This is a genomic window from Streptomyces sp. NPDC036813 (assembly GCF_055609245.1).
The window spans coordinates 89464-104603 of sequence record NZ_JBVJPV010000022.1; the positions used below are offsets into that span (position 1 = coordinate 89464).

General features: G+C 74.4%; 14 protein-coding genes. 10 read left to right on the forward strand and 4 right to left on the reverse strand.

The window, feature by feature from the left end:
• Nucleotides 1–7: 7 nt before the first annotated feature.
• A complete protein-coding gene (locus tag ACZ67Q_RS34745) occupies nt 8–946 on the reverse strand; it encodes an EamA family transporter (protein ID WP_471190353.1) in 939 nt (312 codons plus the stop codon).
• A gap of 19 nt (nt 947–965) precedes the next feature.
• Nucleotides 966–2234: an MFS transporter gene (locus ACZ67Q_RS34750; RefSeq protein ID WP_471190355.1), complete on the reverse strand. Its 1269-nt coding sequence runs from the start codon at nt 2232–2234 to the stop codon at nt 966–968.
• A 123-nt stretch (nt 2235–2357) separates the two neighbouring features.
• Here ACZ67Q_RS34750 and ACZ67Q_RS34755 point away from each other — a divergent pair, with 123 nt between their 5' ends.
• Entirely contained in the window at nt 2358–2894 is a 537-nt protein-coding gene (locus ACZ67Q_RS34755) for a MarR family winged helix-turn-helix transcriptional regulator (protein WP_471190357.1), read from the forward strand.
• 10 nt (nt 2895–2904) lie between these two features.
• Here ACZ67Q_RS34755 and ACZ67Q_RS34760 read toward each other — a convergent pair whose 3' ends face one another.
• Nucleotides 2905–4374, reverse strand: a complete 1470-nt coding sequence (locus ACZ67Q_RS34760) for an FAD-dependent monooxygenase (RefSeq protein ID WP_471190359.1) — start codon at nt 4372–4374, stop codon at nt 2905–2907.
• Nucleotides 4375–4516: 142 nt separating this feature from the next.
• Here ACZ67Q_RS34760 and ACZ67Q_RS34765 point away from each other — a divergent pair, with 142 nt between their 5' ends.
• The 7 genes from ACZ67Q_RS34765 to ACZ67Q_RS34795 all read left to right on the forward strand — a co-directional run bounded on the left by ACZ67Q_RS34765 (nt 4517) and on the right by ACZ67Q_RS34795 (nt 11054).
• On the forward strand, nt 4517–5149 hold the full coding sequence (locus ACZ67Q_RS34765) for a TetR/AcrR family transcriptional regulator (RefSeq protein WP_471190361.1): 633 nt from the start codon (nt 4517–4519) through the stop codon (nt 5147–5149).
• Nucleotides 5150–5468: 319 nt separating this feature from the next.
• On the forward strand, nt 5469–5741 hold the full coding sequence (locus ACZ67Q_RS34770) for a hypothetical protein (RefSeq protein ID WP_471190363.1): 273 nt from the start codon (nt 5469–5471) through the stop codon (nt 5739–5741).
• The gene (malQ, locus tag ACZ67Q_RS34775; protein WP_471190365.1) at nt 5742–7823 is read left to right on the forward strand and encodes a 4-alpha-glucanotransferase; all 2082 of its coding nucleotides are present in this window, start codon (nt 5742–5744) and stop codon (nt 7821–7823) included.
• A 56-nt stretch (nt 7824–7879) separates the two neighbouring features.
• A complete protein-coding gene (locus tag ACZ67Q_RS34780; protein ID WP_471190367.1) occupies nt 7880–8131 on the forward strand; it encodes a hypothetical protein in 252 nt (83 codons plus the stop codon).
• Nucleotides 8132–8308: 177 nt separating this feature from the next.
• The gene (locus ACZ67Q_RS34785; protein WP_471190369.1) at nt 8309–8842 is read left to right on the forward strand and encodes a PadR family transcriptional regulator; all 534 of its coding nucleotides are present in this window, start codon (nt 8309–8311) and stop codon (nt 8840–8842) included.
• Nucleotides 8839–9537, forward strand: coding sequence for an ABC transporter ATP-binding protein (locus tag ACZ67Q_RS34790; RefSeq protein ID WP_471190371.1), 699 nt, complete (start codon nt 8839–8841; stop codon nt 9535–9537). Before ACZ67Q_RS34785 ends, ACZ67Q_RS34790 begins: the two co-directional genes overlap by 4 nt.
• A 161-nt stretch (nt 9538–9698) precedes the next feature.
• On the forward strand, nt 9699–11054 hold the full coding sequence (locus ACZ67Q_RS34795; RefSeq protein WP_471190433.1) for an ABC transporter permease: 1356 nt from the start codon (nt 9699–9701) through the stop codon (nt 11052–11054).
• 536 nt (nt 11055–11590) lie between these two features.
• Here the strand turns inward: ACZ67Q_RS34795 and ACZ67Q_RS34800 are convergent.
• Nucleotides 11591–12127 carry an HNH endonuclease gene (locus ACZ67Q_RS34800; RefSeq protein ID WP_361623206.1) on the reverse strand — a complete coding sequence of 179 codons (537 nt, stop codon included), beginning with the start codon at nt 12125–12127 and terminating at the stop codon, nt 11591–11593.
• A 318-nt stretch (nt 12128–12445) separates the two neighbouring features.
• Here ACZ67Q_RS34800 and ACZ67Q_RS34805 point away from each other — a divergent pair, with 318 nt between their 5' ends.
• On the forward strand, nt 12446–13540 hold the full coding sequence (locus ACZ67Q_RS34805; protein WP_471190373.1) for a mechanosensitive ion channel family protein: 1095 nt from the start codon (nt 12446–12448) through the stop codon (nt 13538–13540).
• A 365-nt stretch (nt 13541–13905) separates the two neighbouring features.
• Complete coding sequence (locus ACZ67Q_RS34810) at nt 13906–15117, forward strand: ROK family transcriptional regulator (protein ID WP_471190374.1); 1212 nt, start codon at nt 13906–13908, stop codon at nt 15115–15117.
• The last annotated feature ends 23 nt before the right edge of the window (nt 15118–15140 follow it).

The following is a 15140-nucleotide window of genomic DNA, read 5'->3' on the forward strand; positions in this document are numbered from 1 at the left end:
GGTGCCTCTACCGTCGCAGCGGTTCGACTGTCAGGTCCATCGAAAGTTTTTGATCCTTTTGTTCAGTTGAGCTGAACGGTCGGACGGGTGCGGGGGTCCGGTGTCCCAGCTGGCCTGCCAGGGTCGCGGTGAAGGCCAGGGCCATGCCCGCCAGTTGCAGGGGTGTGAGGCTCTGACCCAGCGCGGCCCAGCCGACGATCGCGGCGGTCAGCGGGGAGAGCGGACCGAGGAAGGTGACCTGGGTGGCGCTGAGGCGGCCGATGCCGCGGAACCAGAGCCAGTAGCCGACGGCGGTGTTGGCGAGCGCCAGGTAGAGGTAGCCGCCGATCGCCGGGGCGTCCAGGGCGGGCGGGGCCCCCTCGACGAGGAGGGCGAGCGGGGCGATCAGCAGTCCGCCGGCCGTCAGCTGCCAGCCGGTCAGCGCCAGCGGGCCGACGCCCTCGGGGCGGCCCCACTTCTTCGTCAGGACGGTGCCGGCCGACATCGACGCGGTGGAGGCGAGCGCGGCGAGCACGCCCAGGGTGTCGAGCGCGCCGGCCGCCTTCAGGACGACCAGGCTCACCCCGAACGCGGCGGTGACGCCGGTGACGACGGCCCGGGCCGTGGGCCGCTGCCCGAGCAGCAGCGCCGACAGGCCGACCACGAACAGCGGGCCGATCGAGCCGACGACCGCGGCCATGCCGCCGGGCAGCCGGTAGGCGGACAGGAACAGCAGCGGGAAGAAGGCGCCGATGTTCAGCGCGCCGAGCACGGCCGCCTTGCCCCACCAGGCGCCGCGCGGCAGCACCCGGGTGAGGGCGAGCAGCAGCAGACCGGCCGGCAGGGCCCGCATCAGGCCGGTGAACAGCGGCCGGTCGGGCGGCAGGAACTCGCTGGTGACGGCGTAGGTGGTGCCCCAGGAGACCGGGGCGAGGGCGGTGAGCAGGACGGTGGCGGTGCGGGACATCGCTGTGTCTCCTTCGGGGTTACGCCGCGACCGGCGCGGTGGCGGTGGCGGTGCTGTGGGCGACGGTGACCGGGCGGGGCCGGACGGCCTCGGCGGGCAGGCGGCGCTCCACGCGGATCAGCAGGGCCGCGGCGACCGCGGAGGTGGCGATCAGGACCGCCCAGGGCAGCCGGCCGTCCGCGGCGAACAGGGTGGTGAACAAGGAGGGCGCGACGGCCTTCGCCAGCGACCAGGAGACCTGGTAGGCGGCCATGTAGCGGCCGCGCGCCTCCTCGGGCGCCGCCGACACGGCGAGCACCTCGGCGGCGGGGCTGTGGATCAGTTCGCCGAGCGTGTAGACGACGACCACAGCGGTGAGGGCGGTGCCGAGCACCGGGCCGGAGGTGGGCCGCAGGGTGCCGAGCACGATCTGCGCGGCGAACGCGGCCGAGAACAGCGTGCCGCCGAGGGCCGCGGCCCGGGTGCGCCGGGCGCCCGCCCGCCGTACCCGGCTGCCGACGTACACGCCGGCCAGCGCGCACAGCACGGTGTTGACGGTGAACGCGGATCCGGTGAGCGCGCCGGGCGCGTGCAGCCACTCCAGCAGGAACAGCGGGAAGAGGACCGAGAGGGCCGAGTAGCTGAGCGCGTTGAGGAAGTTGGCGCCGGTGACGACCAGGAAGGGCCGGTCGGCGAGGACCAGCCGGTAGCCGGCGGGGCGCCGGGCGGCGGCTGTGGACCGTACGGGCTTCAGCGGGCGCAGCAGCAGCGCGGCCAGCGCGAAGGAAAGGGCGTTGCCCCAGGCGGTGTAGGTGTAGCCGGTGGGACCGGCGAAGGCGATGACCAGGGAGGCGAGGAGGGCGCCGGCGCCGTTGCCGCCGTTCTGCAGGGCGCGGGTGGCCGCCTGGAGCCGGTCGCGCTCCGCACCGCGGGCCACCTCGCCGATCAGGGACTGCTGCGCGGCGGGGAAGGCGCGGTCGGCCGCCGCGGTGACCAGGGCGACCGCGGCGAACGCGGGCAGGGCGTGGGCGAAGGGGTACAGCGCGAACCCGGCGACCCGCACGCCGTACAGCACGTAACTCACGCGCTTGGCCCCGTACCGGTCGACGGCCGCGCCGGCGAGCGGGAGCGCGGTGAGGCCGATGAGTCCGGTGACGGTGAGGACGGCACCGACGACGGTGAACGACAGCCCGGTCACGCTGTGGAAGAACACCAGCGTGAACGGCACGTACAGACCGGTGCCGACGCCGTTGACCGCGGCGGCGACGGGCAGGGCCCACTGGCCCGGTTGGCGATCCGGCTTCTTCACGGCGACATCCCCCTCGGCGGTTGCTTGGTAGGAAGTAGCTTAGTCGTAAGCTACTTATAGTCAAGCCACTTAGCGAGAAGCCACTTTCTTGCAACCCATCGACGTGATGCGGATACTCGCCCCATGACTGCGAAGCCTCAGCCCGACCCCAGCCCCCAGGCCTCCCGGGACCCGGTCGACACGATCATCGAGCAGTGGGCCGCCGTGCGCCCCGACCTCGACACCCGGGCGATGGAGGTCTTCGGCCGCATCTACCGGCTCGCGCGCACCATGGGCGACCGCATGGAGAAGGCGTACGCCCGCTTCGGCATCTCCCGTGGCGAGTTCGACGTGCTGGCCACGCTGCGCCGCGCGGGCGAGCCGTACACCCTCTCGCCGCGCCAGCTCTCTGCGACGCTGATGCTCACCACCGGCGGCATGACGGGACGTCTCGACAAGCTGGAGCGGGCCGGCCTGCTGCGCCGCTCGCCCGACCCGCACGACCGCCGGGGACTCCAGGTGACGCTGACCGACGAGGGTCTGCGTCTGATCGACGAGGCGGTCGGCGCGGGCCTCGCCGTACAGACGCAGGCCGTGTCGGCGGCCCTCGACGAGGAACAGGCCGGCCAGCTGGCCGACCTGTTGCGGGAGCTGCTGGCGGGGACGCAGGCGGGGAGCTGACCGCCGGGGTTCAGCCGACGTGCGCCGCGAGGGCGGCGTCGATCGCCTCCGGTCCCGGCTCGTCGCAGGCCCAGGCCGCGTACCCGTCGGGGCGGACCAGGAGGGCGGTGCGGCGGGCGCTCGCCCAGTGGGTGATCGTCAGACGGTCCTTGCGGGTGGCGCCGGCGTCGTACGCGTCCGGGGTGATCAGGACGAAGCGGCCGTCGCGCAGGGCCTCGTAGAGGCGGCCGCCGCCGGTCAGCGCGACGTCGGGGACCCGCGTACCGGTCAGGGGGTGGGCGCCGCGCGGTGCCGGGTAGCGGTAGCCGATGCCGGTGATCTGGCCGACGGCGCGGCGGCGGGCGGGTGCGGCGTGATCGAGGACCGTGGTCAGGGCGGCGCGCAGCGCGAGGGTCCAGGGGCGCTTGGCCATCGCGAGGCGGACGATGCCGCCGCTGCTGCGCAGCACCGACCTGCCGACGGGGTGGCGTTCGGCCTGGTAGGTGTCCAGCAGAGCGTCCGGCGCGTGACCGTGCAGCACCTGGGCGAGCTTCCAGCCGAGGTTGGCCGCGTCCTGCAGTCCGGTGTTCATGCCCTGGCCGCCGGCCGGGGTGTGGACGTGCGCGGCGTCCCCGGCGAGGAAGACCCGGCCCACCCGGTAGGCGGGCGCCTGGCGCTCGTCGCTGTGGAAGCGGGACATCCAGCGGGCGTCGTGCATCCCGTAGTCCCGGCCGAGGGCGAGCCGGGTGATCTCCTTGACCTCCGCCAGGTCGAGGGGCGTGTCGTCGGGGACGTTGCGGCCGCGGTGCCAGCCGATGACCCGGTGGTAGCCGTCACCGAACGGCGCCAGGAAGGCGAACGCGTCGCCGACGGCGTTGACCGTCAGCACGTTCGCCGGCTCCTCGGCCAGCCGTACGTCCGCCAGCACGACCGAGCGGATCGCACTGCGGCCGGGGAAGGGCAGACCGAGCGCCGCGCGTACGGCACTGCGCATGCCGTCGGTGCCGACGACGTACGCCGCCCGGAGTTCCTCGGTGGCGCCGCTCGCCGTGCGGACCTGGGCCGTCACACCGTCCGCGTCCTGCGTGAGGCCGGTCAGCTCCGTCTCGTACCGGAAGTCCACGCCCGCCGCGACGGCCCGCTCCTGAAGCGCCTTCTCCACCTCGTACTGCGGGATGACCAGCAGGTGGTTGAAGCGGGAGGGGAGGCCGGCGAGGTCGACGGCGAGGCGGCCGAAGAGGCGGAGGCGGTCCAGGGGGCGGCCGACGGCCTCGAGGCCGTCGGCGAGTCGGCGGGCGTCGAGCTGTTCCAGTGTGCGGGCGTGCAGGACAAAGGCGCGGGAGAGGTTGCTGACCTTGCGCGGGCGCTTCTCGACGAGGGTGACGGGGACTCCCGCGGCGGCCAGGTCACCGGCCAGGAGCAGACCGGTGGGGCCGGAGCCCACGACGATGACCTCCGCGGTGTGTCCCGTGTTTCCCGTGTTTGTCGTGGTGCCGTTCATGGGGGCCTCCTGGGGCGCCGACGCTCACTCACCAACGCTTGTTTGCCAACAGCTGTTGACCAACGCTTGTTGACAACATAGGGGCGGGGTCAGCCGGCGTCAACGCTTGTTGGCCAACGAGTGTTGACCTACGCTCGTCGGCATGCAAGCAAGCACGTCCGGCACGGCCGGCTCCAGCCCGTCCGGCTCCGCCCCCTCCCCCACCAGCTCCTCCCGCACCAGTTCCTCCCGCTCCGACGCCACCCGCGCCGCCATCCTCGCCGCCGCCCGTGAGCGCTTCGCCGCCGACGGATACGAACGGGCCACCATCCGGGCCATCGCCAAGGACGCCCGTATCGACCCGTCGATGGTGATGCGCTACTTCGGCAGCAAGGACGGCCTTTTCGCGGCGGCCGTGGCGATCGATCTGCGGCTGCCCGACCTGTCCCAAGTGCCGCGCGACGAGGTCGGGCGGGCTTTGGTGCTCCACTTCCTCGGTCTGTGGGAGCAGAAGGAGGAGCTCACCGCCATGCTGCGGGTCGGCGTCACCAACCCGGCAGGGGCCGAGCGGATGCAGGGCATCTTCCGCGACCAGATGCTCCCCGTCGCCCGGCAGATCTGCCCCGACCCCGAGCAGACCCCGGCCCGCGCAGCGCTGGTCGCCACCCAGCTGCTCGGCCTGGCGCTCACCCGCTTCGTCCTGCGCCTGGAGCCGGCCGTCGCGCTCGCCCGCGAGGAGGTCGTGGCCTGGCTGGCACCGACGGTGCAGCGGTACCTCACCGCGCCGCACCCGTGACCCGCCGCGCCACGGGGCGCACGCACCCCAGGCCGGCTTGAGCGCGCCGCCCCACCCGCCCGCCGGAGACGCGGCCGTGCTCCACCGCGGCGGTGCCGGCGATGTGACCGTGCGACACCGACAATCGGCGATGTGACCCGCGCGATACCGACAAGAGGCGCACTGCCCCGTATGCCCGGGTCTGTGGCGTATACATAGGCGGGGAAGCCATCGATGTCGGCGTCCTTCCATTTGGGGACGTCTGCCGTCGCGCCCGCTGGGTAGGGCTGCGGTAACCCGTTCCGACGCCGCACCCGGCGCACGCGACAAGGAGGCCCCCGTGGCCGCATCGGCACACCTTCTGCTGTCAGCCCTGTCCAAACCCGAGCCGGAGGCCGCCCTGCCCCGCCAGGCCGCGGCCCCGGACATCGAGTACGACACCGCCCTGGCCTGCGTCTTCAGCGCCGAGAGCGCCTGCGTCGAGGCCCCGCTGACCAGCGAACCTCCCCTGCCCGACGCCGAGCCCCTGACCAGCGAGCCGCCCCTGTCCGACGCGGCCCCGCTCACCAGCGAGTCCGACGCGTTCCTGGACTCCGGCACCACGAGGCCGTAGATGACCGCACCCGCGCCGCACGCCGCCACCCCGGACCCCGACCTGGCGCGCCTCGCCGAACTGCACGGCGTGACGCCCTCCTACCAGCCCTCCCCGGACCGCACGGTGGCCGCGTCGCCGGCCGCGCTGGTCCGCGTGCTCGGCGCCCTCGGCGTGGACGCGAGCAGCCCCGCGGCCGTGGCCGCCGCGCTCGCCGCGCGAGAGCGGGAACTGGCCGGACAACTGCTGCCGCCGACGCTGGTGAGCTGGGACGGCGCCGTCCCCGAGACGCTGGCCGCGCTGCCGCCCGGCACCCGGCTGGAACTCGTCACCGAACAGGGCGAGACACGCCCCGACCTGCATGTACTGCCGCACGGCGTGCACCGGCTCACCGCCACCGCGCCCGACGGCCGCCAGGCGCGGTCGCACCTGGTCGTGGCCCCGCCCCGGCTGCCCACGCCCACCGACCGCTCGTACGGCCTGCTGGTGCAGCTGTACTCGCTGCTGTCCCGGCGCTCGTGGGGCATGGGCGACCTCGGTGACCTCGGCGAGCTGGCGGCCTGGGCCGGGCGGGCGCTGGGCGCCGGGTTCGTGCAGGTCAACCCGTTGCACGCGGCGGTACCGGGTGCGCCGACGGATCCCTCGCCGTACCGGCCGTCCTCCCGCCGCTTCCCCGACCCGGTGCATCTGCGGGTGGAGGACGTCCCGGAGTACGCCTACGCCGACGACCACGCCGCTCTCCACGATCTGCTGCAGCGGGCGGCGGGACTGCGCGAGGCGGTGCTGGACAAGGGCGCGCTGATCGACCGGGACGCGGTGTGGGAGCTGAAGCGCGCGGCCCTGGAGACGGTGCGGCAGGTCCCGCTCGGTCCGGGCCGGCGGGCCGCCTACGCCGACTTCCTCGCCGAGCAGGGTCAGGCCCTGGAGGACCACGCGACGTGGTGCGCGCTGGCGGAGGTGCACGGCTCGGACTGGAGCCGCTGGCCGGAGGGGCTGCGCGATCCCCGGTCGGCCGAGACGGCACACGCGCGTGCGGAGCTGATGGACCGGGTGGACTTCCACAGCCATCTCGCCTGGCTGACCGACGCCCAGCTGCGGGCCGCGCAGCGGGCGGCGCGGGACGCCGGGATGGACGTGGGCGTGGTGCACGACCTGGCGGTCGGGGTGCATCCACAGGGCGCGGACGCATGGGCGCAGCAGGAGTTCTTCGCCGCCGGGATGTCGGTGGGGGCGCCGCCGGACGCGTTCAACGCGCGCGGGCAGGACTGGGGGCTGCCGCCGTGGCGGCCGGACCGGCTGGCCGCGTCGGGGTACGCGCCGTACCGGGATCTGCTGCGGACGCTCTTCCGGTACGCGGGCGCGTTGCGCATCGACCATGTGATGGGACTGTTCCGGCTGTGGTGGGTGCCGCAGGGCGATCCACCCACCGAGGGCGCGTACGTCCGCTACGACGCGGAGGCGATGCTGGCGGTGCTCGTGCTGGAGGCGTCGCGGGCCGGCGCGGTGGTGGTCGGCGAGGACCTCGGCACGGTGGAGCCCGGGGTGCGGGAGGCGCTGCGCGAGCGCGGGGTGCTGGGCACGTCGGTGCTGTGGTTCGAACGGGACTGGACGGGCGACGGGCGTCCGCTGGCACCGGAGCGCTGGCGCGCGGACTGCCTGGCGACGGCGACGACGCACGATCTGCCGCCGACCGCGGCCCGGCTCACCGGTGAGCACGTGGACCTGCGCGAACGTCTTGGGCTGCTGACGCGTCCGCTGGAGGTGGAGCGGGAGGAGGCGTCCGCGGACACCGGGGAGTGGCTGGCGCTGCTGACCCGGCTGGGGTTGCTGCGCGGGGCGGGCGGTTCGGACGGGTCGTCGGAGGAGGCGGAGATCCGGGCGGTGCACCGGTTCCTGCGGCGTACGCCGGCGCGGCTGGTCGGGGTGTGGCTGCCGGACGGCGTCGGTGACCGGCGGCCGCAGAACCTGCCGGGGACCTGGGACCAGTACCCGAACTGGCGGCTGCCCATCGCGGACGCGGCGGGCCGCCCGGTGACGCTGGAGGAACTGGCCGCCTCGCCACGGCTGCACGCGCTGATCGAGGCGGTGCGGGAAGAGCCGTGAGCCCCGTACGGCACCCCGGGCGCGCGGCCCGCGGAGGCGTTCGCTACTTTGGCACCGTGGACAAGAAGAACGCCCTGCGCGCCGGCGCCCTGGCCGCCGGTACGACGCTGATGATGCTGCTCATGTCGTCTCCCGCGCTCGCGCTGACGCGCGACGACGGTGACGACCCCGGCAAGGGCCTCAGTGTCGGCGAGACGCTGGGCCTGTACGTGTTCGCCCCGCTGGTGATCTTCGCGGTGATCACGGGCCTGGTGATGGTCCTGGACCGCTCCAAGGTCCGCGTGACGAAGCCGAAGGCGCGCGCCTGACGCACGGAACCGTGCACAGACCCGGCCGCGACCCCGCGGCCGGGTTTTCGCCGTCCCCGGGTTTCTCCGTCCCCGGGTTCTTGATGTCCCCCGGGTTTTCGTTGGGCTCGTCCGCCGGGGGGCTTTTTTTCTGGCCACTATTCACTCAGTACATGTAGTGAGTACATACTGATCTCCATGAGCACCCGCCACGTCCTGCTGGGGCTGCTCGCTTCCGGGCCGAGCCACGGCTACGACCTCAAGCGACGCCACGACGAGCGCTTCCCGCAGGCCCGCCCCCTCGCCTACGGGCAGGTCTACACGACCCTGCAACGCCTGGTCCGTGACGGGCTCGCGGCCGTGGAGGGCACCGACTCCGACGGCGGTCCCGAGCGCACCACCTACCGGGCGACGCCGGACGGCGAGGCCGAGCTGGCCCGCTGGGCGGCCGAAGTCGCGCCGCCGGCGCCGTTCGTCGCGAACGAGATCTTCGCCAAGGTGGTCGTGGCGATCCTGTCCGGTGGCGACCCGGCGGCCTATCTGCGGGCGCAGCGCGCAGCACACATGGCCCGGATGCGGGAGCTGACGGCCGTGAAGACCGCGCCGGGCGCCGACCTGGCGAGCGTGCTCTCGGCGGACTACGCCCTCAACCACCTCGACGCCGACCTCCGCTGGATGACCGCCACAGCGGACCGGCTCACCCATCTGACCGCGGAGGTCGACACGGCATGAACACCAAGGGGGAGGACGCCGCGGTGCTGCTCGCGGCCCGTGGCCTGGTGAAGGCCTACGGCAGGACACCGGCCCTGCGCGGCGCGGGGCTGGAACTGCGCGCCGGGGAGATCCTCGCGGTGACCGGGGCGAGCGGCAGTGGCAAGTCCACGCTGCTGCACTGCCTGGCCGGGATCGTCCGGCCCGACGAGGGGTCGGTGGTCTATGCCGGCGAGCATCTGGAGCGGCAGCCGGAGCGCCGGCTCGGCGAGTTGCGCCGTACGGAGTTCGGCGTGGTCTTCCAGTTCGGGCAGCTGATCCCGGAGCTGACGGTGCTGGACAACGTGGCGCTGCCGCTGCTGCTGGGCAGCCTTGCGCGGACGGCGGCCCGGGAGCGGGCGGACGCGTGGCTGGAGCGGTTCGGGGTGCGCGGGCAGGCCGAGCTGCGCCCCGGTGAGCTGAGCGGCGGGCAGGCGCAACGGGCGGCGCTGGCGCGGGCGCTGGTGACGGGGCCGCGGATCGTGTTCGCGGACGAACCGACGGGGGCGCTGGACTCGCTGGCGAGCGAGCAGGTGATGACGGCGCTGGTGCACACCGCGCGGGAGACGGGCGCGGCGGTGCTGCTGATCACGCACGACGCGCAGACGGCGGCCTACGCGGACCGCGAGGTGAGGCTGAGCGACGGCGCCGTCGCGGAGCTGGGGGTGAAGGCGTGAGGGACCACGGACGCCCGGTGGGGCCGGGCGAGGATCCGCGGCGGGACGGCGGGGACGCGGCGGGGCTGTGTGCCGAACCGCGGCCGGACCGCGGAGGTGCGGCGGGACCGGGTGCCGAACCGCGGCGGGAACACGGGGGCTCCGCCGGGCCGGGTGCCGATCTGCGGCTGGCCTGGGCGCTGACGCGCGGGTCGGACCGGCGGGAGTGGTGGCGGGTGGGGCTGACCGCGGCGGGGGCGGTGCCCGCGACGGCGTTCGCCATGGCGGCGGCCGTCCTGGGCGTGCTGCGCGGGGGTCACTCCGTGCCCGTGGGCGGCGGGTTGCTCAACCAGCCGGGCACGCGTTCGGGGGTGATCGTCGCCCTGCTCCTGCTGCTGGTGCCGGTGCTGGGTTTCCTCGGGCAGTGCGCCCGGATCGGCGCCGTGCACCGCGACCGGCGGCTGGCAGGGCTGCGGCTGGCCGGTGCGACGCCGGGGCAGGTGCGCCGGATCGCGGCGCTGGAGACGGGGCTCGCCTGTCTGCTCGGGTCGGCGCTGACGACGGCCGCCGCCGTGCCGGTGCTGGCGGCGGGGTGGACGCAGGCACCCGTCCGGGCCTGGCTCGCCCTCGCCGTGGTCGCGGCCGTGGTGCCGCTGCTGGGCGCGGCGGCCGGGGCGCTGGCGCTGCGCCGGGTGGTGGCCTCGCCGCTGGGCCGGGTGCGGCGGGTGCGGTCGCGTACCGGACGCGGTCCGGTCCGGGCGTTCCTGGCCGGGCTGGCGCTGGTGGCGCTGATGGCCGTCGCGACGGTGACGGGGACGGGCGGCGTGTCGCCGCGGCGGGCGTACGCCGAGGGGCCGTTGCTGGTGTCCGGGCTGCTCCTCGCGGTGGGCGCGGTGGCGGTGTGGCTGAGCGGGGCCACGGCCCGGCTGACGGGGCGGCTGGTGGCACCGCGCGCGAGATCGGCGGCGGTGCTGATCGCGGCGGAACGGCTGCGGGACGACCCGTGGGCGGCGGCCCGTACCCATGCGGCGGTACTGCTGGTGACGGTGGCCGGCACCGGCTTCGTCGGCGTCCGGCAGGCGCTGCTGACCACGCTGCGCCGGATGAGCCGGGACGGCACCCTGGGGTCGGACATCGGGTACTACACCGGCGGCCTGAACCTCACCGCCGCCGCGCTCGCCGTCGCCCTCGTGATCACCCTGTCCGGCCTGGCCGTCGGCACCGCCGAGTCGGTGGCCACCCGGCGCCGGAGTCTGGCCGCGCAGACGGCGGCCGGTGTGCCGCGGGCGGTGCTCGGGCGGGCGCTGCTGCTGGAGACGGCGCTGCCGCTCGCGCCGGCGGTGCTGCTGGCGGGGGCGGGCGGTATGGCGGTCGGCACCTGGTACGCCGCGCTCACCACCGGCCCGGGCGCCCCCGTGGTGCCGTACGCGGCGCTGCTGGTGCCGGTGGCCGTCTACACCGTATGCCTGTCGGCGGCGGCCACGGCCCTGCCCCTGCTACGCCGCACGGTCGGCCCGGGCCAGCTGAGGTACGTATGAGCACCGGGGCGCGCGGGGTCTGCCGGAAGGCGTGAGCGGGGCCGGCGTCGGGGCGGCCGGCACGCGGAGTCGCCGGGGCGGGCCGAACGCGTGATCGCCGGGGCGCGGCGGGGGCGGGCCGTACGCGTGATCGCCGGGGCGCGCGGGGGCGGGCGTTGCCGCCGGACCGCCCGGGCGCCGCTGTGTCCCGCCGCTTGCAGGACCGCCGCCCGAACACCCCCGTGCCCCGCCGCATGCAGGACCGCCGTCCGAGCACCGTGGTCCGGCAGCACGTGGAGCCCCCGGGCATCGCGGCGTCGGGCGCGCGGCGACCGGCGGGCGCGCCGCAGGGCCGGGCGGAACCACGACCCGCGGGCTCGCAGGACTCGGCGGTCACCACCGACCGCCGCGCGCGGGTGGACCGCGCTGGAGCCGCCGTCCCGGGAGCACAGGGGACTCCCGGGGCGGCCCGGCCCAGCTGGGCCCGGCCGAAAACCGGCCCTGCCCGGGCCCCGCGACCGCTTCGGCCCGTGGACACGCGGCGGCCCGGATCGGAGTCAGGCGGAGATGCCGTCGATCCGGGCCAGGGCGTCGTCCGCGCCGAACGGCTGCAGGTAGGGCAGCCAGCGCGGATCCCTATGGCCCGTGCCGATGATGCGCCAGGCCAGCCCGGTCGGCGGAGCCGGTTTGTGCCGCAGCCGCCAGCCCAGTTCGATCAGGTGGCGGTCGGCCTTGATGTGGTTGCAGCGGCGGCATGAGGCCACCACGTTGTCCCAGACGTGCTTGCCCCCGCGTGAGCGCGGGATGACGTGGTCGACGCTGGTTGCGACGCCACCGCAGTACATGCACCGGCCCCCGTCCCGGGCGAACAGCGCCCGACGGGTCAGAGGAACGGGCCCCCGGTAGGGAACCCGAACGAATCGCTTGAGCCGGACCACGCTGGGTGCGGGGACGGTGACGGTTGCGCTGTGCAGAAAGGCGCCGGACTCCTCGAGGCAGACAGCCTTGTTCTCGAGGACGAGGACGAGCGCGCGGCGGAGCGGTACGACGCCGAGCGGCTCGTACGACGCGTTGAGGACCAGGACATGCGGCACGGATGCCTCCTTGTACGCCGGCGGCGCGTGGCTCGCGCCGGGACGATCCGTAGTCAGTCTCCCCTCATGCCTGGTGGCGGCGCCACCATGTCCCGGTAACGGGCTGGGAGTGTTTTCGACCACATCTGCTTCATCCCCAGCCGTGCGACCGGTTCAAGCCCAGGTGAGCACGGTCTCTCCTTACCGCATCCGGCGGATGCACACACCGTGCCCCGTTAGTGTGGTGCTCCTGCCCTCCGGTGACCTTTCCGTGACCTTGACGACCGGGGCCGCCGTCCCGTGCCCGGGGGCAGACCGCTGCGCCTGGAGGTATCCGCCGTGTCCTTGCCCGCCGTCCTGTCGGCCGCCGGTCCCTCGCCGTCACCGTCCGGTTCCGAGACGCCGTCGGTGACCGTACCCACGCTCCAGGACGCGCAGGAGAGCGCGACCAACGCGGCGAGCTGGATCGAGCAGAACTGGTCGACGTGGCTCGCGATCGGTCTGCGCGTGCTGCTGATCCTGGTGATCGCGACGGTGCTGCGGGTGGCGGTGCGGCGGGCGATCACCAAGCTGATAGACCGGATGACCCGCACGGTCCAGGCGGTGGACGGCACCGCGCTCGGCGGCCTGCTGGTGAACGCCGAGCGCCGCCGCCAGCGCTCGCAGGCGATCGGCTCGGTACTGAGGTCGGTGGCGTCGTTCCTGATCCTCGGCACCGCCGCACTGATGGTGCTGGCCACCTTCGACATCAACCTCGCCCCGCTGCTGGCCTCCGCCGGTGTCGCGGGCGTCGCGATCGGTTTCGGCGCGCGCAACCTGGTCACGGACTTCCTGTCCGGGGTGTTCATGATCCTGGAGGACCAGTACGGCGTCGGCGACACGATCGACGCGGGTGTCGCGTCGGGCGAGGTGATCGAGGTCGGGCTGCGCGTGACGAAGCTGCGCGGCGACAACGGCGAGATCTGGTACGTCCGCAACGGCGAGGTCAAGCGCATCGGCAACCTCTCGCAGGGCTGGGCGACGGCCGGGGTGGACGTCACGGTGAAGACGTCGGAGGACCTGGACCGGGTGAAGGCCACGCTCGACGAGGTCGCCGAGACGATGGGCAAGGAAGAGCCCTGGAACGAGCTGCTGTGGAGCCCGATCCAGGTGCTCGGTCTGGACAGCGTGCTGATCGACTCCATGGTCGTCCGGGTCTCCGCCCGGACCATGCCGGGCAAGTCCCTCTCGGTGGAGCGGGAGCTGCGCTGGCGCATCAAGCGCGCCTTCGACGCCGCCGACATCCGCATCGTCGGCGGGGCGACCGCGCCCGCCGAGGACGAGGTCCCGGACCCGTCGGCCTCGGTCGCGGCCCCGTCCGCGTTCGCCAGCTCCACCTCTCCGCAGGCCCAGGCGGCCACGCCGCTCATCCCGCCGCCGAGCACGACCAAGTAACCGCCCGGCCGCCGAGCACGATCAAGTAACCGCCCACGCCGCCGAGCATGACCAAGTAACCGCCCGGCCGCCGGGCACGGGCGAGTAACCACCCAAGCCGCCGGGCACGGCCGAGTGACCGCCCACGCGCCCCTCCGCCCACGCCCCACCCACGGCTCTTCGCCGGCACCACGCGAGCGTCCTCCGACGCCCCCGCAGGTAACGACTCCGTTGCCGCGGGGGCGTCGTGTCTTGACGGCCCCTTCCTGGCGGGCTTACGTTCCTGCTCGGCGATAGGAAACTTTCCTAACAGTGTCGAGGCGGGGTGGACAGCCCAACCCGCGCACTGGAAGGCTGTCCCGCTGGAAAGGCAGGTGTCGCACCCCATGGCAGGAACCGCCGGTACGCCGGGCACCCCGCGCGTGCTGCGCGCCATGAACGACCGTGCCGCACTGGACCTGCTGCTGGAGCACGGCCCGCTCTCCCGCACCCGCATCGGCAAGCTCACCGGCCTGTCCAAGCCGACCGCCTCGCAACTGCTGGCCCGGCTGGAGGCGGCCGGCCTGGTGCTGGCCACCGGCAGGGCCGAGGGCCGCCCGGGCCCCAACGCCCAGCTGTACGAGGTCAACCCCTCCGCCGCCCACGCCGCCGGCCTCGACGTCGCCCCCGGCCGCATCCGGGCCGCCGTCGCCGACATCACCGGGCGCACCGTCGGCCAGTACGAGCTGCCCACCCCCGGCCGGCGCCCCGCGCAGCCCGTCGCCCAGCAGGTCACCGACGCCCTCGACGGCGCCGTCAAGGCCGCCGGGCTGGCCCGCGCCGACGTCCACCGGCTCGTCATCGGCACCCCCGGCGCCTTCGACCCGGGCACCGGCCGGCTGCGGTACGCCTCCCACCTGCCCGGCTGGCACTCCCCGACCCTGCTGGACGAACTGGCCGCCGCGCTGCCGATGCCGGTGGAGTACGAGAACGACGTCAACCTCGTCGCGCTCGCCGAGCAGCGGCTCGGCGCCGCCCGCGGGCACGAGGACTTCGTGCTGCTGTGGAACCAGGAGGGTCTGGGGGCCGCGCTGGTCCTCGGCGGCCGGCTGCACCGGGGCTTCACCGGCGGCGCCGGAGAGGTGGGTTTCCTTCCGGTCCCCGGCACCCCGCTGGTGCGCGGGGTGAGGAAAGCCAACAGTGGCGGCTACCAGGAGCTGGCCGGATCCCAGGCCGTCCCCCAGCTCGCCCGCGAGCTCGGCATGAGCGACGTCCCGTCCGGGCCGTACGACGAGGCCGCGGCGGCGCTCCTCGCCCGGGCCGCCGCCGAGGAGACCGTGCTGGGCCGGCTGCTGCTGCAGACGTACGCCACCCGGCTCGCCACCGGTCTCGCCTCGCTCGTCTCCGTGCTCGACCCCGAGCTGGTCGTGCTGTCCGGTGCCTCGCTCACCAGCGGCGGCGAGGTGCTGCGCGCCCTGATCCAGGACGAGTTGCAGGAGCTGGCCGCCTCCCGGCCCCGGCTGGTGGTCGGTGAGGTCACCGACCATCCGGTCCTGCGCGGTGCGCTGGAGCGCGCGCTGACCGTCACCCGCGACGAGGTCTTCGACACCTCGCGCTAGCCCGCCGCACTTCCTCCTTCTCT